The 17,809-nt window shown below is 61.5% G+C and carries 16 protein-coding genes; 11 read left to right on the forward strand and 5 right to left on the reverse strand.

Going from position 1 to position 17,809, the window contains the following annotated elements:
- Nucleotides 1-91: 91 nt before the first annotated feature.
- Entirely contained in the window at nt 92-1,426 is a 1,335-nt protein-coding gene (locus HQN82_RS20460) for an aspartate aminotransferase family protein (RefSeq protein WP_037090986.1), read from the forward strand.
- 30 nt (nt 1,427-1,456) lie between these two features.
- Here HQN82_RS20460 and HQN82_RS20465 read toward each other — a convergent pair whose 3' ends face one another.
- Complete coding sequence (locus tag HQN82_RS20465) at nt 1,457-2,083, reverse strand: GDSL-type esterase/lipase family protein (RefSeq protein WP_037090987.1); 627 nt, start codon at nt 2,081-2,083, stop codon at nt 1,457-1,459.
- Nucleotides 2,084-2,138: 55 nt separating this feature from the next.
- Complete coding sequence (locus tag HQN82_RS20470; protein ID WP_173615751.1) at nt 2,139-3,050, reverse strand: 2-dehydro-3-deoxygalactonokinase; 912 nt, start codon at nt 3,048-3,050, stop codon at nt 2,139-2,141.
- A gap of 116 nt (nt 3,051-3,166) precedes the next feature.
- Between HQN82_RS20470 and HQN82_RS20475 the strand changes: the two genes are divergently transcribed.
- The 9 genes from HQN82_RS20475 (at nt 3,167) to HQN82_RS20515 (ending at nt 12,874) form a co-directional block, all read left to right on the forward strand.
- Nucleotides 3,167-4,075: a dihydrodipicolinate synthase family protein gene (locus HQN82_RS20475; RefSeq protein WP_173615752.1), complete on the forward strand. Its 909-nt coding sequence runs from the start codon at nt 3,167-3,169 to the stop codon at nt 4,073-4,075.
- On the forward strand, nt 4,072-5,238 hold the full coding sequence (locus tag HQN82_RS20480) for a mandelate racemase/muconate lactonizing enzyme family protein (RefSeq protein ID WP_173615753.1): 1,167 nt from the start codon (nt 4,072-4,074) through the stop codon (nt 5,236-5,238). The genes HQN82_RS20475 and HQN82_RS20480 overlap by 4 nt, the downstream gene beginning before the upstream one ends.
- A 24-nt stretch (nt 5,239-5,262) precedes the next feature.
- Nucleotides 5,263-6,534 carry an ABC transporter substrate-binding protein gene (locus HQN82_RS20485; protein ID WP_044459758.1) on the forward strand — a complete coding sequence of 424 codons (1,272 nt, stop codon included), beginning with the start codon at nt 5,263-5,265 and terminating at the stop codon, nt 6,532-6,534.
- Nucleotides 6,535-6,600: 66 nt separating this feature from the next.
- Entirely contained in the window at nt 6,601-7,527 is a 927-nt protein-coding gene (locus HQN82_RS20490; protein WP_006698684.1) for a carbohydrate ABC transporter permease, read from the forward strand.
- Between the two features lie 10 nt (nt 7,528-7,537).
- Nucleotides 7,538-8,368, forward strand: coding sequence for a carbohydrate ABC transporter permease (locus HQN82_RS20495; RefSeq protein ID WP_004438176.1), 831 nt, complete (start codon nt 7,538-7,540; stop codon nt 8,366-8,368).
- A gap of 2 nt (nt 8,369-8,370) precedes the next feature.
- Nucleotides 8,371-9,453 (forward strand): ABC transporter ATP-binding protein, encoded by a 1,083-nt coding sequence (locus HQN82_RS20500; RefSeq protein ID WP_173615754.1) that lies wholly within the window; start codon nt 8,371-8,373, stop codon nt 9,451-9,453.
- Entirely contained in the window at nt 9,450-10,430 is a 981-nt protein-coding gene (locus HQN82_RS20505) for an NAD-dependent epimerase/dehydratase family protein (RefSeq protein ID WP_173615755.1), read from the forward strand. Before HQN82_RS20500 ends, HQN82_RS20505 begins: the two co-directional genes overlap by 4 nt.
- A complete protein-coding gene (locus tag HQN82_RS20510; protein ID WP_172965675.1) occupies nt 10,358-12,109 on the forward strand; it encodes an SMP-30/gluconolactonase/LRE family protein in 1,752 nt (583 codons plus the stop codon). The genes HQN82_RS20505 and HQN82_RS20510 overlap by 73 nt, the downstream gene beginning before the upstream one ends.
- Nucleotides 12,110-12,112: 3 nt before the next feature.
- Nucleotides 12,113-12,874, forward strand: coding sequence for an SDR family NAD(P)-dependent oxidoreductase (locus HQN82_RS20515; RefSeq protein ID WP_107340162.1), 762 nt, complete (start codon nt 12,113-12,115; stop codon nt 12,872-12,874).
- 93 nt (nt 12,875-12,967) lie between these two features.
- On the opposite strand, the gene HQN82_RS20520 is transcribed toward HQN82_RS20515, so the two are convergent.
- Nucleotides 12,968-14,194, reverse strand: a complete 1,227-nt coding sequence (locus tag HQN82_RS20520) for an MFS transporter (RefSeq protein ID WP_173615756.1) — start codon at nt 14,192-14,194, stop codon at nt 12,968-12,970.
- Between the two features lie 120 nt (nt 14,195-14,314).
- On the opposite strand from HQN82_RS20520, the gene HQN82_RS20525 reads away from it, so the two are divergent.
- The gene (locus HQN82_RS20525; RefSeq protein ID WP_004438189.1) at nt 14,315-14,908 is read left to right on the forward strand and encodes a TetR/AcrR family transcriptional regulator; all 594 of its coding nucleotides are present in this window, start codon (nt 14,315-14,317) and stop codon (nt 14,906-14,908) included.
- 37 nt (nt 14,909-14,945) lie between these two features.
- Here HQN82_RS20525 and HQN82_RS20530 read toward each other — a convergent pair whose 3' ends face one another.
- Both HQN82_RS20530 and HQN82_RS20535 read right to left on the reverse strand, forming a co-directional pair.
- Entirely contained in the window at nt 14,946-17,054 is a 2,109-nt protein-coding gene (locus HQN82_RS20530) for a sensor histidine kinase (protein ID WP_173615757.1), read from the reverse strand.
- A complete protein-coding gene (locus HQN82_RS20535) occupies nt 17,051-17,791 on the reverse strand; it encodes a response regulator transcription factor (protein ID WP_107340158.1) in 741 nt (246 codons plus the stop codon). The genes HQN82_RS20530 and HQN82_RS20535 overlap by 4 nt, the downstream gene beginning before the upstream one ends.
- Nucleotides 17,792-17,809: the final 18 nt, after the last annotated feature.

The raw sequence follows: 17,809 nt of genomic DNA on the forward strand, positions 1-17,809 counted from the left end.
ATTATCTATATCCGCTTGAAATACTATCAATTGGACTGCCGCTGCAAGAGCCTGTTATTGTCCGGCAAAATCAGACACAGGGAACCTCGGCATGGACGATCTTTCGAAGAACTTCACATCGTTGAATGAGGAGCCGGCCTTCTGGGCGGCGGCCAACAGACATCTCACCCGTTATGGGCCTGCCTTCGAGGAGATCATCGTTGAGCGGGCCGAGGGGAGTTTCGTTTATGATGCGGATGACCGTGCCATCCTCGATTTCACCTCCGGCCAGATGAGCGCCCTGCTCGGGCACACCCATCCCGACATCGTCGCCACCGTCAACCGGCAGATGGCGTCGGTTGCGCATCTGTTTTCCGGGATGTTGTCCCGTCCCGTGGTCGAGCTCGCGGCGAGGCTGGCAGCCCTCGCGCCGGGTCTCGACCGGGTACAATTGCTGACCACGGGCGCCGAATCCAACGAGGCGGCCATCCGTATGGCGAAGCTCGTCACCGGTGGCCACGAGATCGTCGCTTTCGCCCAGAGCTGGCACGGAATGACCGGCGCTGCGGCTTCCGCAACCTATAGCGCCGGCCGCAGAGGCTATGGCCCTGCAACGGCTGGCTCGCTCGTCATCCCAGCGCCGAATGCCTATCGTCCGCGATTCAGGAATCCTGACGGATCGAATGACTGGAAGGCAGAGCTGGATGACGCCTTCGAACTGATCGACCGCCAGTCCACCGGCAATCTTGCCGCCTTCATTGCCGAACCAATTCTGTCGAGCGGTGGCATCCTCGAATTGCCCGTCGGCTATCTTGCCGCGCTCAAGAAGAAGTGCGTCGAGCGCGGCATGCTGCTCATCCTGGATGAAGCCCAGACAGGGGTCGGAAGGACCGGGCACATGTTCGCCTTTCAGCGGGATGGCGTTACACCCGACATTATGACGCTTTCAAAAACGCTGGGGGCCGGCCTCCCGCTCGCCGCGGTAATGACCAGCGAGGAGGTGGAGCAGAAAGCCTTTGAGAGAGGTTTTCTCTTCTATACGACCCACGTGTCGGATCCGTTGCCTGCCGCTGTCGGCGTTACGGTTCTCGACGTGGTGGCCCGCGATGGCCTTGTCGAGCAGGCAATCGCCCGTGGCAACCGCCTGAAGGAAGGCCTTCTGTCACTTCAACAGCGGTTCGAGTGTGTCGGCGACGTGCGCGGCCGCGGGCTTCTGCTGGGGCTTGAGGTCGTGGCCGACAGGCATACGAAAGCGCCCGGTTTCGAGCTGGGCGCCCGCATCATGCAGGAGGCGATGCTGCGAGGGCTCAGCATGAACATCGTCAAGCTGCCCGGCATGGGCGGTGTTTTCCGCATTGCGCCGGCGCTCACCGTATCCGATGCCGAGATCGACCTTGGGCTGGAAATACTGGCGGACTCAATCGAATCCGCCCAGGCGACGCGGTAGCATGTCGATGCCGGGCTTCTTTCCTGAAAGTCAGGCGAGAAGCGCCGGCGTTTTCCGAAGTGCTTCCGCCCAGACCGCGTAACCTGCGGTGTTAAGGTGAACCAGGTCGGGAAGATAATAGCGGAACATCGGCAGGCCGTTTTCCCCCATGAGGCCAGCATTCGGGTCCAGCCAGACGGCGTCGTTGGAGTTTTCGCACCAGTCCTGCGCCATGCGGTTGAAAAGGTCGAATTCGCCACGATAAATCCAGCGCGCGGGGCTGTGCTTGATGGCCAGAACAAAAACCTGCGTCTGCGGCAGCGCCTGCAGGATGCGATGCCTGAGCGCCTGCAGATGTTGCAGCGCCGTGGCCGCCTTGAGGCCATCGCTGGCTATGTCATTCTCGCCGAAATAGAGCGCCACTCTCCGGGGTCTCAGCGGCAGCAGGAGTTTTTCCATGTAGTGAACGGCCGAGAGGCAGGTGCCGCCGCCAAAGCCGAGATTGACGATGTCGAGCGTGCCCAGATCCTCGGCTATGGAGTTCCATATCCGGAAAGATGAGGAGCCATAAAAGGCAATCGGGTCCTCCGGCAGCCCGAGGCGCTGAAGGCGCGTCAGGATGGTGAGGATATCGTTTTCGTGGCGGCTGGTGCCGATGCTGGCCGGGTAATCGTACATGTTGGTCCCTGGTATTGTGAAGGCCGGACACCGGGTGTCCAGCCGGCGTTTCCATTCAGGAAAGCGTCTTCTGCAGAACCGCCAGGGCTCCCTTCGTCAACGCGTCGTCATCGCCCATTGATGTTCTGAGGCCAAATACGCCTGCGGCAATCAGATAGAGATCGTTCAGCCCGTCGTTGCCCACAATCGCCGCATCGTCTCCCTCCGCGTACCATCCCGCATCGCGGGCCTGCCGAAATTCCTGTCCGATGACCAGCCCACGGACATAAGACCGCAGCTGCTGTGCCGACAGTTTGCCGGCGAGCCCGCCTGTGCGTGCGGAAAACAGCAGCGACAGCATGGCTGCGGATTTTTTGGCCTCTTTCAAACCCCACAGATATGCCTCCGGATCGTCGACCGGCGGCTGTGCGGAACCGCGCGCGATGAAGGAGTGATTGATGAGGAGGTTGAAGATTTCGCCGGTCACGAATGTCTGGAAACCGTCGATCCGCCCTGCCTTCACCCGCGCCCATTTGCTGTGGGTTCCGGGGATGATGAGGGTGGCGTCTTCCGTAAGGCCGTGGCCGACGATCTGGGTTTCCTCGCCGCGCATGACATCCGGAAACGGCTGGCGGCCGGGGCCGTTCAGGCCGGGCAGGAATACAAGGTCGGACCCGTTGGGCAACGTCCTGCGCACCGTGCCGGCGGCAAGTTCCGCCGGTCCCGCCGGGCAGGGGACATAGGCCACCTCGACCCAGCCGTTGCGGCTGGTGATCATACCGAGCGCGGCCACGGGCAGAGCGCCGTGTTTTGAAAACCAGGGGGCGAGTGCGCTCATGAGGGCGGGCTCATGTTGCCCTTCGGCAAGGCTCGAAATGCCGTCGGCGGTTTCCAGATGTTCAAGTTCCGCCCCGTCGTTACCGACGAGCGCCGCTCGCAATGATGTCGTTCCCCAATCGACGATGATCGATGTCGCCCGTGCTGCCATTTCCCTGAACCTCCTCGTTCATTTCATCTGGGGGCTTGTCATAGGGCTCAAGTCTATGTAGTGTCAATTAGTGAATTCAAGGTATCAACATATGATACTTAATTGGGAGGAGTAAGATGGTGGCTGGCCTGAAGGGGATTTTGCCCGTTTTGCCAACGCCTTTTCTGGCGGATGGCGGTATTGATGAATCGGGTATGGAGCGACTGGTGATCTTCGCGCTCGAAAAGGGCGTGGATGGTGTGGTGTTCCCGGGTTTTGCCAGTGAGGTTGAGACCTTGGATGCTGCAGAGCGTGCGTCGCTGCTGAAGATCGTTGTTGATGCTGTTGCTGGCCGGGTGCCGGTCGTGGCGGGCGCGAGCGCGGCAGACTGGAGAGACGTGGTTGAGCATGGCCGCGCCGCATCTGATCTCGGTATTCGCCACCTGATGGTTCAGCCGCCAAAATCGGTCGGGACGGATGCGCCGGCGTTGATCGAGTTTCTGGGTAAGGTTGTCGAGGCGCTGCCCGGGGTTGAAATCATCCTGCAGAACGCGCCTGCGCCGCGCGGGTCTGATCTGTCGCCGGAGGCGATTGTCGAGATCGTCCGGTCTCTGCCGCAGGTCACCTACGTCAAGGAAGAAACGCTGCCGGCCGGTCCCGCCATCAGCCATATCATCGCCCATGCGCCCTCGACATTGAAGGGTATCATCGGCGGCGGCGGCGCCCGTTACATTCTGGATGAATATGCGCGTGGCGCGACAGCTGCCATGCCGGCGCTGGAGATCGTCGAGGAACACGTGGCGATAGATCGCGCTCTCCGCGCGGGCCGTCAGGATGAGGCCCGGAAAATCTATGTCCGCACTCTTCCGCTTCTGGTTCTGCAGGCGGTTTATCGCATGCGGCTGACCAAGTACGTGCTGGCCCGCCGTGGGGTGATCGAGGGTCTCGGTGTCCGCGCGCCCACCCCGGAGCTCGACAAGGCGGCGATTGCCGATATCGACGCCAACCTCGTCGAACTCGGCCTTGTCGCCGCGGAGGCCGCATGAGCAGCCCCGTTGCGACAATCGAAGTCTTCACGCTGACCCAGCCACGCAAGGTTCCCTATCTCGGAGCGCTGCGGGAAGGTGAAGTGGTCAACCCCAATGGATACATCGTCAGAAAGGGCAACCGCACGGTCTATCCAACCTTCGACCGCAGCGTGCTTCTGCGCATGACGACGGAAGCCGGCACTGTTGGCTGGGGTGAGACCTATGGCATCGTTGCGCCCGGTGCGGTGGCGGCTCTCATCAACGACCTGCTGGCCGGTTTCGTGATCGGCCGCGATGCATCCGATCCATCGGCGATCTACGACGATCTTTACGATATGATGCGCGTGCGCGGTTATACCGGTGGCTTTTACGTGGATGCGCTTGCTGCAATCGATATCGCTCTCTGGGATATTGCCGGACAGGAAGCCGGAAAACCCATTCGGGAATTGCTGGGTGGCGGCGTGGACAACTTTTCGGCCTATGTTTCTGGCCTGCCGGAGAAGACGCTGAAGGCGCGCGGGGAACTGGCGAAATACTGGCAGGATCGTGGCTTCGACGCCTTTAAATTCGCCACGCCCGTTGCCGATGATGGACCGGCGGCGGAACTTGCCAATCTCCGGCAAGTGCTCGGCCCGCAGGCGAAGATCGCCGCCGATATGCACTGGAACCAGACACCGGAGCGGGCGCTGGAGCTCATTGCAGAAATGCAGCCATTCGATCCATGGTTCGCCGAGGCCCCCGTCTGGACGGAGGACATTGCCGGGCTGGAAAAGGTTTCGAAGAATACCGACGTGCCGATCGCGGTGGGCGAGGAATGGCGCACCAACTGGGATATGCGCGCCCGCATCGAACGCTGCCGCATTGCGATCGTGCAGCCGGAAATGGGCCATAAGGGTATCACCAATTTCATCCGTATCGGCGCTCTCGCAGCCGAACACGGCATCGACGTTATACCGCACGCTACCATCGGCGCCGGCATATTCCTTGCCGCCAGCCTGCAGGCATCGTCGACGTTGCCGACGCTGAAGGGGCACGAATTCCAGCATTCGATCTTCGAGCCGAACCGCCGCCTGCTGGAGGGCGACATGGATTGCCGCGAAGGCAGGTATCACCTGCCGTCGGGTCCGGGACTGGGTGTGAGACCGTCGGAGGCGGCGCTCGCCCTTATTGAACGTATCTGATTTGGTTCTTTGGAGGAGGAAACCATGACCAAAAGAATGAAGAAGCTGGCGCTGGGTACGGCGACCGCCGTTTTGATGACGATGAGCGCCGTTGCCCCTGCTATGGCCGATACCGTCCTGAAATTCATTTCCTGGCAAACGGATGACGCCGGAACGGGAGAATGGTGGCGTTCCGCAATTGCCGCCTTCGAGAAGCAGCATCCCGGCGTGAAGATTGAGTTCACCAAGGCGGAGCGCAGCTCCTACGCGGATACGATGACCACGCTTTTCGCTGCCAACCAGCCGCCGCAGATCGTGCATCTCGCATCCTTTGAGTTCCAGATGTTCGCCGACAGCGGCTGGCTGGAGCCGCTCGACCCGTGGCTTAAGAAGGACGGCATCGACATGACCGGCTGGGCCGGTCAGCAGAAATGCGAATGGAACGGTGAGACCGTATGTATCATGACGAACTACTTCGGCTTCGTCATGGCTTATAACAAGAAGATCCTGGATGAGGCGGGCGTCGCGGTTCCGAAGACCTATGACGAGTTTCTGGCGGCCGCGAAAGCCACCACCAAGGATTTGAACGGTGACGGTATCATCGACCAGTTCGGGACCGGCCACGAGACCAAGGGCGGTCCCGGGCAATATCTGACGGAGATGCTGAACTATGTCCTCGATGCCGGCGCATACTGGACCGACAAGGACGGCAACATAACCATCGACACGCCACAGATGGTGGAGGGGTTGACCCGGTGGAAAACCGTGATGAAGAGCGGTATCAGCCCGGTCGACATGAGCGCCAGCGACGTGCGCAAGCTTTTTGCCGATGGCAAGATGGCGATGCGTCTCGACGGGCCTTGGCTTTACGGCACCACCGAGAAGGGTTCAGCCAAGGCTGACATCGTTTACGCGGCACCCCCGCTTCATCCGCCGCTGGGTGGATCGTCCAACGTGCTCGCCATGCCGGCCGATATTCCCGACGACCAGAAGGCGCTCGTCTGGGATTTCATCAAGCTGACGATGTCGCCGGAGTTCCAGCGCAGCTATGCCACCCTTGGCGGCAACACCCCGCCAAGCCCAAAGGCCGACGTGTCGGGTGTCGAAAAGACAATCCCGCATTTTCCGGTATTGATCGAGACGATGAAGGCCGCATCCGAGGCGGGTATCGACCGCATTCCGACCGGACTTGAGCTCTTCTACAATGAATTCAGCAAGATGGTGATGGAAGAAAGCCAGCGGATGATCATTCAGGACCTCGATCCCGCGGAGGTGGCAAAGACCATGCAGGCGAAGGCCGAGGCCATCAAGGGCTGATCCCGTTTTGCCATGGCCCGCCTGGCGGGCCGTGGTTACCATCCGCATCCGGCAGGAGGACCATCCATGACCGCACCCGCTCGGGCCGGGCGCCGCAAGTTCTTTGATCTTGCGCGTCCCAGCCGGCAACATCTCCTCGGCTATATTCTGATCGCACCCGCGGTCCTGATGGTTGCCGCCATCATCGTCTGGCCGCTTGTGCTGGCCATCGACCTGTCTTTCCAGCAGGTCAAGATACCGCGGCTCGGTGGCGCAAGCCGGCCGTTTTCGCTGAGCAATTACACATGGCTTTTCTCATCGCCGGAATTCTGGCTCGCCTGCTGGGTGACTCTGAAGCTGGTTGTCGTCGTCACCGCCGGCAGCGTCGCCGTCGGTCTCAGCACGGCGCTTCTGGCCAATAACCGTTTCAAGGGCCGCACCGTCGCGCGGCTGGGAATGGCGCTGCCCTGGGCAGTGCCGGAAATCATCGCGGTCGTCATCTTTGCGTGGATGTTCGACACCTCCTTCGGCCTGTTCGGCTGGCTGGCGATAAAGCTCGGTTTCACCGACCAGATGATCCCGTGGGTGAGCAGTTCGACAGCCGCCTTCTGGGCTGTCGCTATCACCATGGTCTGGAAGGGTTTTCCTTTCGTGTCGATCATGTGCCTCGCTGGTCTGCAATCCATTCCGGCCGATTATTATGCGGCCGCCAAGGTGGATGGCGCGAGCGTCTGGCAGCGTTTCCGCTGGATCACCATGCCGCTTTTGATGCCGGTGCTGGGCGTGACGCTGGTGCTGACGCTTCTGTGGGTGTTCCGCGACTTTTCCATCATCAAGGTTCTGACCGGTGGCGGCCCGCTGCGATCAACGCAGACCCTGTCGATCATGACCTATGACCAGGCCTTCCAGTATCACAATTTCGGCCGCGCCGCCGCCGTCGGCGTACTGACACTGGTGATCTGTATCGTCGCGAGCCTTCTGATGCTCGGCCGGCGTTCGAAATCGATCTATTGAGGAGGCTTTGATGAAACGGACATTTTTACAGAGCCTTGCCCTTTACGCGACTGTCATCTTCACGCTGGTGATGATCCTGTTCCCGGTCTACTGGCTTCTGGTCACGGCGCTCTCCACCACCGATGAACTGTACCGCCTGCCGCCGACCTTCTGGCCGGATGATGCGCAATGGGACATTTTCGCCAGGGTCTGGGCGGCGAAGCCGATCCTGCTATGGCTTTGGAACTCGATGCTTGCGGCCGTCGGCTCGGTGGCGCTGTCGATGCTCGTCTCCGTCAGCGCCGGTTATGCGCTGTCGCGTTATTCCATGCGGGGTGGCGCGACCATGGGTCTCTTCGTCCTGACGGCGAAGATGCTGCCCGCGACCCTGCTGGTCATTCCGCTGTTTTCGATTTTTTCAAGCTTCGGCCTGATCGGCAGCCTCTGGACGCTGGTTCTGGCGCATTCAACCATGATCATTCCTTTCGCCACATGGATGCTGAAAGGCTATTTCGACACCATTCCGAAGGAACTGGAGCAGGCCGCGATGGTCGACGGTTGCTCGCCGATCGGTGCAATGGTCCGGGTCGTGCTTCCGATCGCCACACCCGGTCTTGCTGCCACGGCACTTTATGCCTTCGTGCTCAGCTGGGCGGATTACGCCTATGCCCGCACCTTCCTCGTCAACTCGCCGGACAACTGGACGGCCAATCTCGGCATCACCACGATGCAGGGCGAATACGTCACCTACTGGAACGACATTTCCGCCGCATCCGTGTTCATCGCGCTGCCGATCATCGCAATCTACCTGTTTCTGGAACGCTATTTGGTCGGCGGACTCACCGCTGGCGCGGAGAAATAAGCATGGCCAATATTTCCATTCGCAATGTCAGCAAGTCCTATGGCGCCCTCAACGTGCTCAGGCCCTTTTCGCTCGAGATCGAAAACGGCGAGTTCGTGGTGCTGGTCGGGCCTTCCGGCTGCGGCAAGTCGACGATGCTGAAAATCCTTGCGGGCCTCGAACCGGCAAGCGAAGGGCAGATATTCATCGGCGAAAACGAAGTCACGGATCTGGCGCCGGGTGACCGCGACATCGCCATGGTGTTTCAGAATTACGCGCTTTATCCGCACCTGACGGTCCGGCAGAACATCGGCTTCGGCCTGAAGATGCGCGGCACGGACAAGACGGAGATTGATCGCCGGGTGGATGACGCGGCGCGCATTCTCGAGGTAACGCCCTATCTCGATCGCAAGCCGAAGGATCTGTCGGGCGGGCAGCGGCAGCGCGTGGCGCTCGGCCGCGCCATCGTGCGTCAGCCGCAGGCCTTTCTGATGGACGAACCGCTGTCCAACCTCGATGCAAAACTGCGCGTCCACATGCGTGCCGAAATCGGCGCGCTGCACAAGCGTATCGGTGTCACCACCGTTTATGTGACGCATGACCAGGTGGAAGCCATGACCATGGCGGACCGGGTGGTTATCATGCAGGGCGGCATCATCCAGCAGATCGCGGCGCCCGATGAGCTTTTCAACAATCCGGCCAACCTCTTTGTCGCCGGTTTCATCGGATCGCCCGGCATGAATTTCCTCAACGCGGAACTGCGTGACGGCGCACTGACTGTTTTCGGCCAGAAGGTAAACCTGCCGGCGGCATCTGCCAGGCAGGGTAGCGTGATCGTGGGCTTGCGGCCGGAGCATCTCGTTCTGGGCGATGGGCCGGTGACCTTCAGCGTTCGCCCGACGCTGGTGGAAAGTCTGGGATCGGAAAAATATGTCTATTTCGATGCGGAAGGCGCAAGGGTCGCAGATGGCGAGGAGGGCAGGTCCAAGGGGCTGATCGCCCGCGTCTCGCATAGCGGCAACCTTCGGGCTGACGAAGCGCTTCAGCTCGGCTTCGATCCGGCACAGCTTTACCTTTTCGATGCAAAGACCGGAGTACGGCTATGATCCTCGTCACCGGATCGGCAGGCCGTGTGGGTCGTGCTGTCGCAGATGCCTTGCGTATGGACGCTCGGGTGGTCCGCGGCTTTGACCTTCGTCCGTCGGGTACGGGCGGTGAGGAGGTCGTCGGATCGTTGGAGGACGGGCAGGCGCTGTCCAAAGCCATGGAAGGTGTGAGCGCCGTTCTTCACCTCGGGGCCTTTATGTCATGGGCGCCGGAGGACCGGGACCGCATGTTTGCGGTCAATGTCGAAGGTACGCGCCGTCTTCTGGATGCGGCCGCAGCCGCAGGTGTGCAGCGGTTCGTCTTTGCCTCTTCAGGAGAGGTCTATCCGGAAAACCGTCCCGAATTCCTGCCGGTCACCGAGGATCATCCGCTTCGCCCCAATTCGCCCTATGGCCTGACCAAGCTTCTGGGCGAGGAACTGGTTCGCTTTCACCAGCGGACTGGCAGCATGGAAACCGTGGTCCTGCGCTTTTCTCATACGCAGGATGCGGCTGAGCTGCTGGATGAAGACAGCTTCTTCTCCGGCCCGCGTTTTTTCCTGCTGCCGCGCATTCGACAGCAGCAGAATTTAGGGAACGTTGCGATTGCCGAACTGCTACAGTCCCGGGATATCGGCGAAGCGTCGCATATATTGGCGCGCAATGAAAACGGCCGGCCATACCGCATGCACATAACCGATACACGCGATATGGTGGCCGGGATCCTGCTCGCCCTCGATCACCCTGACGCGGCGGGCTGCATCTTCAATCTCGGCGCGGATGAGCCGTCCGATTTCGCTGAGCTTTTGCCGAAAATGGCCGCGGTGACCGGCCTCCCCATCGTGACTGTCGATTTTCCAGGCGACGGCGTTTATTACCATACGTCCAACGAGCGGATCAAAAACACCCTGGGGTTTGAGGCACAATGGACGATGGACCGGATGCTGGAAGAGGCGGCCGCCGCAAGGCGGCAGCGTCTCGCGAAGGAGACGCGATGAAACCCGAGACACCGGGCGGCACCGCTGCGCTGGCGAAGGGGTTGACCCTGCTCGACATGGTGGCCGATGCGCCGGAGCCGCCGCGTTTTGCAGAACTGTTGCGCGCCTCCGGCCTGCCCAAGCCGACTTTTGCCCGGATACTGCGCACCCTCATAGCCTATGGGCTCGTCCGTCAGGATGAGGCGCGTGGAACCTATGTTCTGGGCCAGCGCTTTCTCGAAATGTCCCACAAAGTCTGGGAGAGCTTCGATCTGGTATCGGCTGCGACACCCGAACTCGAGAGGTTGGCTGCCGAACTGGGCGAGACCGTAGCGCTCTGCCGGCTGGACGGTATCATGACGCAATATCTCGCGGAACGTTCTCCAAACGGTCTCTCCGTGCGGGTAGAAGTGGGACGCCGGGTTCCTTTGCATTGTACCGCGCCGGGCAAGGCGCTGCTTGCCTTTCAGGACCCTGCTGTCGGCCGTTCCCTGCTCGATCGGCTGACGCTCGATGCGCAGACGCCGCGGACGATTACCACGCTCGATGCACTTCAGGCCGATCTGACGCTGACGCGGGCGAGGGGTTACTCGATCTCCTATGAGGAGCACCTGCCAGGGGTGAATTCCGTTGCCGCACCCGTCATGGGCCGTGACAATACGCCGATGGGTGTGCTTGTCGCGCTCGGGCCGTCGTCGCGGCTCGATGCGTCCAACATTCATCCTGCCGGGCGTGAACTGATTGCCGCTGCGCGCCGGATTACCGGCGCCGCCGGTGCTGTCGCCATCAGCTCGCGGCCACGACCGCGTTCGGCAACAGGACGCCCCAGCGCCGAACTCAGCTGCATTCTTCCCTGGGGGGCGCAGCTTGGGGAAAGCCCGGTCTGGCATGAAGGCGAAAACGCGCTCTACTGGGTGGATATTCTGCACCCCGCCGTCCATCGTTTCGATCCCGCCACCGGCCGCAACGAAACCTGCGAGACAGGCAAGCTGGTCAGCGCCGTCATTCCAGTCTCCGGAGGGCGATTGCTGGTGGCGTCGCAGGATGGCGTCGAATGGCTGGACTTCACTTCGGGCCGGCTGACACCCTTCGTCAGCCCGGAGGCTGGCATTGGCGATAACCGCTTGAACGATGCCAAATGCGGGCCGGACGGCGCCATCTGGGTCGGGTCGATGCGCATCGATGCCTCCAAGCCCACCGGCGCGCTTTATCGGATCAATGCCGATGGAGCATTCGAACGCAAGGAAGGCGGCATCGTCGTCTCCAACGGTCTCGGCTGGAGCCCCGATGGCAGGACCTTCTATTTCGTCGATACGGTGCCCGGCCTTATCCATGCCTATGATTGTGATCCGACGACGGGCGCCCTGTCGCAGCGTCGCGAATTTGCCCGTATTCCCGTGGCCGACGGCCGTCCGGACGGCCTCGCCGTGGATGCGGAAGGCGGGGTGTGGTGTGCGATCTGGGACGGCTGGTGCGTGCGCCGCTATCTTCCGAACGGCAAGCTGGATCAGGTGATCGAGATGCCGGTGCCGCGCCCGTCGAGTGTGGCCTTCGGCGGGCCGGACCTGTCGACGCTCTTCATCACCAGTGCCCGCACGCGCCTGCCGGCATCCACGCTCGCCGACGCCCCGCTGTCTGGTGGCCTGTTCTCCTGCCGCCCCGGAATTGCCGGCGCGCGCATTTCACTGTTCGAAGGATAAATTATGCGTCTTGAAAGCGTCTTTGGTTTGAAAGGCCGCACGGCGCTCGTCACCGGTTCCAGCCGCGGCATAGGGGCAGCCATAGCGGAAGGGCTGGCGGGGGCCGGCGCGCATGTCATCCTGCATGGCGTGAAGCCGGGTGCCACAACCGCCGTGCGGCAACGCATCGCGGACGGCGGTGGCTTGGCCCAAGAGCTGGCGGGTGATCTCTCCGAACCGGGCGCCGGGCGCGATCTTGTCGAGCGCGCCGAGACGATCGCACCGGTTGATATTCTCGTCATCAATGCGAGCGCCCAGATCAATGCGGTACTGTCGGAGCTGAACCCCGATGATCTGGCGTTTCAGCTGGCTGTCAATCTCGGGTCGACAGTGGACATGCTGCAGACGATCCTGCCGCGCATGGCGTCGCGAAAATGGGGAAGGGTGGTTTCCATCGGCTCGGTCAACCAGTTGCGGCCGAAGGGCATCGTCACCGCCTATGCCGCCACCAAGGCTGCGCAGCATAATCTGATCCAGAGTCAGGCGCGCGACTATGCGAAGGACAATGTTCTCCTCAACACTCTAGCGCCCGGCCTGGTCGATACGGATCGCAATGCCCATCGCCGGGACGAAGACCCCGAAGGCTGGGCTGAATATGTCCGGACCCTGAACTGGATGGGACGAGCCGGTCAGCCGGAGGAAATGGTGGGCGCCGCCATCTTCCTGTCTTCGCAGGCCTGCAGCTTTATGACCGGCGAGAGTATTTTCCTGACGGGCGGTTATTGACTTCTCCGCATATCCTGCGCGGAGAAGCGTTTTTGAAGCGTCTACTCATGAGAAGCGGTGCGGTCCGTCCGTTTTAGTGTCCGCCCGCCCGGATCATTCGGCGGGCTGCGCTGCCGGAGACCCACCCGGATGCCTGCGCTCCGCCGAGAGGCTGCGCTGACCAAGCCCAATGATCGTCACCGTTGAAAGGCTTGCGGCGACCGACACCCAGAAGCCATTGTCCGGGCCGAAATTGTCGATCACCCATCCCGAGACGAAAGCGCCCAGTGCCATGCCGATACCGATACCGGTCATGACCCAGGTCACGCCTTCCGTCAGCATCGATTCCGGCACCCGGCGTTCAATCAGGCCGAAAGCGGTGATGAAAATGGGAGAGATTGCCACACCGCTGAGGAACACGGCAAAGGCAAGCAGGGCGACACTGGATGCCGCGACGAGGAGCGGCAGCGCCGTCAGGGCAAGAACGCTGACAGCGATCAGCAATTGCCGCTGCAGCGGCGTTTTCGGGTTGAGCGCACCAAGAAGCAGGCCGACGACGAAGGAGCCAATGGCATAGACGCCGATGACGAGGCTGGCCGCTTCCGGCTGGCCGAGTTCCTTGGTGATGGCGACGGCGCTCACCTCGGCGGTGGCGAAAGTCGAGCCGACAAAGATCAGCGCGACCGTGATGATCTGTACCGGACGCAGCCATATTGCAGAACGCTGCCGACGGCCGCCCTCGACCGGACGCACTTTGGGTTCTGTGGATCGCTGCAGAAGAAAGGCAAATGTTCCGACCGCCAGAAATGCCGTGCTGATCATCATGCCCGCTTCCGGGAAAAGCGAAACCGCAAGCCCGACGGAAAGCGATGCACCCGCAATGTAGACAAGTTCGTCAGCCGCGGATTCAAAGGCAAAGGCCGTATTCAGTTCCGGCCGGTCCCGAAAGAGTTCCGTCCAGCGGGCCCGCATCATGGCGGGGATGCTTGGCATGGCGGCGGCGAGGAAAGCGGAAAGAAACAGCGTCCACGCCGGCCATCGCTGATTGGTGGCGATGATCAACGCCGCAAAGGCGAGGACGGATAGAATGGTCGCGGGGATGAGAACGCTGCTTTGGCCCCGGCGGTCCACCAGCCGCGAGATTTGCGGCGCGACGGCGGCATTGGTCAGCGCGAAGGTTGCCGATACGGCGCCTGCCAGCCAATATTCGCCATGCGTTTGCGACAACATGGCGACGATGCCGATCGGCGCCATGGCGATGGGGAGGCGGGCAAAGAAACCTGCAGCTGAAAAGCCTTTGGCGCCTGGAACCCGGAAAATTTCGCTGTATGGATTAGACATCGGATGCACCTTGCTTGGGGAGTATCCACCACACACATACGTGGCGTATGTGAATGAAATAATTGCATACGCGGCGTATGTCAACTAATATACGTGACGTATGTGGATGCTGGAGCAAAAATGCGCAAACCTCGCAGTGAAATGATTGCTGAAACGCGGGCAAAGCTGCTGGCTGCCGGACGCAGGGCGTTTGGCAGTATTGGTTATGCTGAGGCCTCCATGGATGATTTTACCGCCGAGGCAGGGCTGACCCGTGGTGCGCTCTATCATCATTTCGGTGACAAAAAGGGTTTGTTGCTGGCGGTGGTGGCCGAGATCGACGCGGAGATGACAAAAAGGCTTTGCGAGATTTCTTCGAGAGCCTCGACGCGTTGGGAAGGGTTCGTCGAGGAGAATGTCGGCTATGTCCGCATGGCGCTTGAACCGGAAATCCAGAGGATCATGTTTCGCGATGGACCGGCCGTCCTTGGCGATCCATCCCGCTGGCCAAATGCCAATGGCTGTATTTCCGCTGTTTCACGCAGTCTCGATGCGCTCAAGCAGGAGGGAACGATCGCCGATATCGATTCCGAGGCGTGTGCCCGTTTCATCAATGCGGCGAGCAGCAGCGCAGCCCAGTGGATTGCCAATTCTGACGATCCGGAAACAACGTCGGAACGGGCCGTAAGGAGTTTCCGGACCTTTCTGGATGGATTGCGCATCAGCAAAGGCTGATACGCGCACCGGTGTCCCGATACCCGATCCTGCAATTTTATCTCGCCTGCCCGGCATGAATCGGGAAAAGCAGCTGCACCCTTGCGCCCTCCCCGGGCTTTGAATGGATGTGGGCTTCGCCACCGCTCTGGCGCACGAAACCATAGACCATGGCAAGTCCCAGGCCTGCGCCTCCATGGTCCCCCCGGGTGGTGAAATAGGGTTCGAAGGCCTTGTCCACGGCCTCCGGCGTCATGCCGATGCCCTCGTCCGAGACGGTTATCGCCAGAGTATCTTTCTCGCAGCCCGCCTCGATTGAAATCCGGCCGCCCTCCGGCATGGCGGCCGCGGCGTTGAGGCAGAGATTGAGGATGGATTGCTCGAAGAGGGCGGGGTCGAGCGGGATGGCCGGAAGATCGTCATCGAGGTCGAGTGCAATCCGGCATTTGGGGCCAACCGCGATCTCGAGAATATCGGCCATGCCGCGCAGGAGATTGGCCACATTAATGCAGCTTGGATGGATGGGCTGCTGGCTGCCGATGGTCAGCATGCTGCTGGCCAGGGAGCGGCCGCGATCAGCTGCCTTGCGAATGCGGGCAATATGCCGGTTCTGGCGTTCATTGAAACCGGTCTCTCGCTCCAGAAGTCCGAGGCTGCCGGTGATGATGCCTATCATGTTGCCCACCTCGTGGCTGACCTGGTGGGTCATGCGCATGATGCCGTCCAGCCGCTGGGCCTTGACTGCTTCCGCCTCCTGCCGGTCTAGCGCGGTGACATCGCGGGCAAGCAGCACGATGCCGCCATCCGGCTGGCGCGACATCGATATTTCTATAACCCGCTGGTCGGCAGTTCGATGCCGCACCACGGCGCGCTCCAGCAGGTTCCCATGCCCACCATCGAAGGGCAGCAGCGTCGAATCGATTTCGGGAATGGGCTCGACGAACCGGCGGATCGGCAGCTTTCGGGACGAGCCGGAACGCCCGACGAGTTCGATGATGCGGCGGTTCATGGTGATAGGCCGCCCGGCCGGATCGAACAGCGCTATTCCCTCATTCATGTTGCGGAATGTGGAGCGGATGGTGCGGGCTGCGGCTTCGGCCGTACGCCTGAGGCGAGAGACGCGGTCGACGCTGTCGTGGAAGGCGCGAAACGCGTCGAGCAGGCGGATGAGCTCCGTCTCGGGACCCGTATAGGAGGGCGGCCCGACATCCGCTTCCCCCTTGGCGAGGGCATTCATGCCGTTGGAGAGCGTCACGATCCCGCGCGAGACACGCATCACAGACCGGATCGAAAAGATCGCCACGATGAGAACCAACAGCGAGGCAACGGCGACAATGATCAGCAGCCTGTTGAGAGCATCGGAGGTGGAGATAAGGTCTTCGTTCAGACTGCGCGCGACCGCATCGCCCTGCGTTTCGGTCACATGCGAAAGATCGCGCGAGACGGTGTGAAGGCGCGAGACCGAGGCGCGGATCGCAAACATTTCCAGAAGGTAACGGCTCTGGGCCTCGAAAACCCGCTCATAGGGCTGAAGCTCGGCAATGGGCAGGCGCTCGCCGGGATAACCCTGCTGACGCGCCGTTGTTTCCGCCACATAGCGGCGGCGCAGTTCGCCAAGCTGAAAAAGACTGTCGGACGCGGACGCGGCCTGTACGATGCCGTTCATCCGCCGGCGCAGCTCCGGATCGAGGATACCCTGACCGGTGGCGATTTCGCCGAGCGCGGCTGCCGCCTCCGCCTTGTGGCCCTGCGCGGCATCGGCATCCTTAGCGAGATCGAGTGTCTGCGCTCGGATACGCTGCAGCAGTTCAACGATACGCTCACTCGCAAAGCCGCGTGCTGCCCGCTCGCCGCTGCCCGGGTCTGTCATCTGCAGAAGCAGGTCGACCTGCTGGACCACGGAGCGGCTTTCGCTGGAAACGCGATAGGGCGAGGCGGCATTCATCAGGAAAGGTGCACTGGAGACGAGATCGGAGACCTGCCGAGAGACCAGCGAGGCCTTGGCGAGACTGGAGAAGGCCTGCAATCCATAGGCCGCCATTTCATCGCGGGCGCGCTGCAATCCGTAAATCGCGATGGCGGACAGGCTGAAGACGAGGACGCAGGTAAAGACGATCGCAAAGGGCAGGCGAAAGGCGATGGAGGAAAGGAAGGAGCGGCTGATCACGGGTAGGGCTCGCCCTCATCGGTGTGGAGCACGTAACCCTTGCCGCGCCGGGTCTTGATATGGCGCGGCAGATCGGGGTTTATCTCGATCTTGCGCCTCAGCCGCAGCACCAGCACGTCGACATTTCTGTCGATATAACGGTCGCTCTCCGAACCCAGCCTGTCGAGAATCTGGGAACGGCTGACGGGCTGGTTGGGCGTCTCGGCAAGAATTTCCAGAAGCGCGAATTCGGCGCTCGTCAGTGTCCGGCTGCGGTCCGAGAGGCAGACAGCGCGGCGTGCATCAAGATCGATCGCCCAGTCGCCAAGCCGCAGCGCCGCGCGCCCGTGGTCACGCTCGCTGTCCTTTTCCTGCTTTAGCGAGGGAATTGTCCGGCGCAAGACGGCCTTTATCCGCGCCGTGAGCTCGATTGGTTCGAAGGGTTTGACCACGTAGTCATCGGCGGCGGTTTCCAGGCCGAGCACCCGGTCGGCGGCACTGCCGGCGGCGGTGACCATGACGATGCCGATGTCGATCTGGCTGCGCAGCCGCTGGGCGAAGGTGCGCCCGGACGTGCCAGGCAGATTGTGATCGACGAGGACGAGCTGCATCCTGTCCTTTGCCAGTATCTCGTCGGCCTCCTCTGCGGAGCGCGCACAGGTGGGCAGCCAGCCCTCGGCCTCGACGAGATCCGAGATAAGCTCGGCCATATCCGGATCGTCCTCGACGATCAGAATGCGAACCTTCTGATTAAGCACTGCAACTTCCTCCCGCCA

The sequence above is a fragment of the Agrobacterium pusense genome (assembly GCF_013285525.1).
GTDB classification, from domain to species: domain Bacteria; phylum Pseudomonadota; class Alphaproteobacteria; order Rhizobiales; family Rhizobiaceae; genus Agrobacterium; species Agrobacterium pusense.

Bases quoted from the DNA above. Each gene is read 5' to 3' on its own strand.
- HQN82_RS20515 (WP_107340162.1), top strand. From the start codon at position 12,113: ATGCGTCTTGAAAGCGTCTTTGGTTTGAAAGGCCGCACGGCGCTCGTC.
- HQN82_RS20500 (WP_173615754.1), top strand. From the start codon at position 8,371: ATGGCCAATATTTCCATTCGCAATGTCAGCAAGTCCTATGGCGCCCTC.
- HQN82_RS20465 (WP_037090987.1), bottom strand. From the start codon at position 2,083: ATGTACGATTACCCGGCCAGCATCGGCACCAGCCGCCACGAAAACGAT.
- HQN82_RS20480 (WP_173615753.1), top strand. From the start codon at position 4,072: ATGAGCAGCCCCGTTGCGACAATCGAAGTCTTCACGCTGACCCAGCCA.
- HQN82_RS20510 (WP_172965675.1), top strand. From the start codon at position 10,358: ATGGACGATGGACCGGATGCTGGAAGAGGCGGCCGCCGCAAGGCGGCA.
- HQN82_RS20525 (WP_004438189.1), top strand. From the start codon at position 14,315: ATGCGCAAACCTCGCAGTGAAATGATTGCTGAAACGCGGGCAAAGCTG.
- HQN82_RS20460 (WP_037090986.1), top strand. From the start codon at position 92: ATGGACGATCTTTCGAAGAACTTCACATCGTTGAATGAGGAGCCGGCC.
- HQN82_RS20505 (WP_173615755.1), top strand. From the start codon at position 9,450: ATGATCCTCGTCACCGGATCGGCAGGCCGTGTGGGTCGTGCTGTCGCA.
- HQN82_RS20485 (WP_044459758.1), top strand. From the start codon at position 5,263: ATGACCAAAAGAATGAAGAAGCTGGCGCTGGGTACGGCGACCGCCGTT.
- HQN82_RS20475 (WP_173615752.1), top strand. From the start codon at position 3,167: ATGGTGGCTGGCCTGAAGGGGATTTTGCCCGTTTTGCCAACGCCTTTT.
- HQN82_RS20495 (WP_004438176.1), top strand. From the start codon at position 7,538: ATGAAACGGACATTTTTACAGAGCCTTGCCCTTTACGCGACTGTCATC.
- HQN82_RS20490 (WP_006698684.1), top strand. From the start codon at position 6,601: ATGACCGCACCCGCTCGGGCCGGGCGCCGCAAGTTCTTTGATCTTGCG.
- HQN82_RS20520 (WP_173615756.1), bottom strand. From the start codon at position 14,194: ATGTCTAATCCATACAGCGAAATTTTCCGGGTTCCAGGCGCCAAAGGC.
- HQN82_RS20470 (WP_173615751.1), bottom strand. From the start codon at position 3,050: ATGGCAGCACGGGCGACATCGATCATCGTCGATTGGGGAACGACATCA.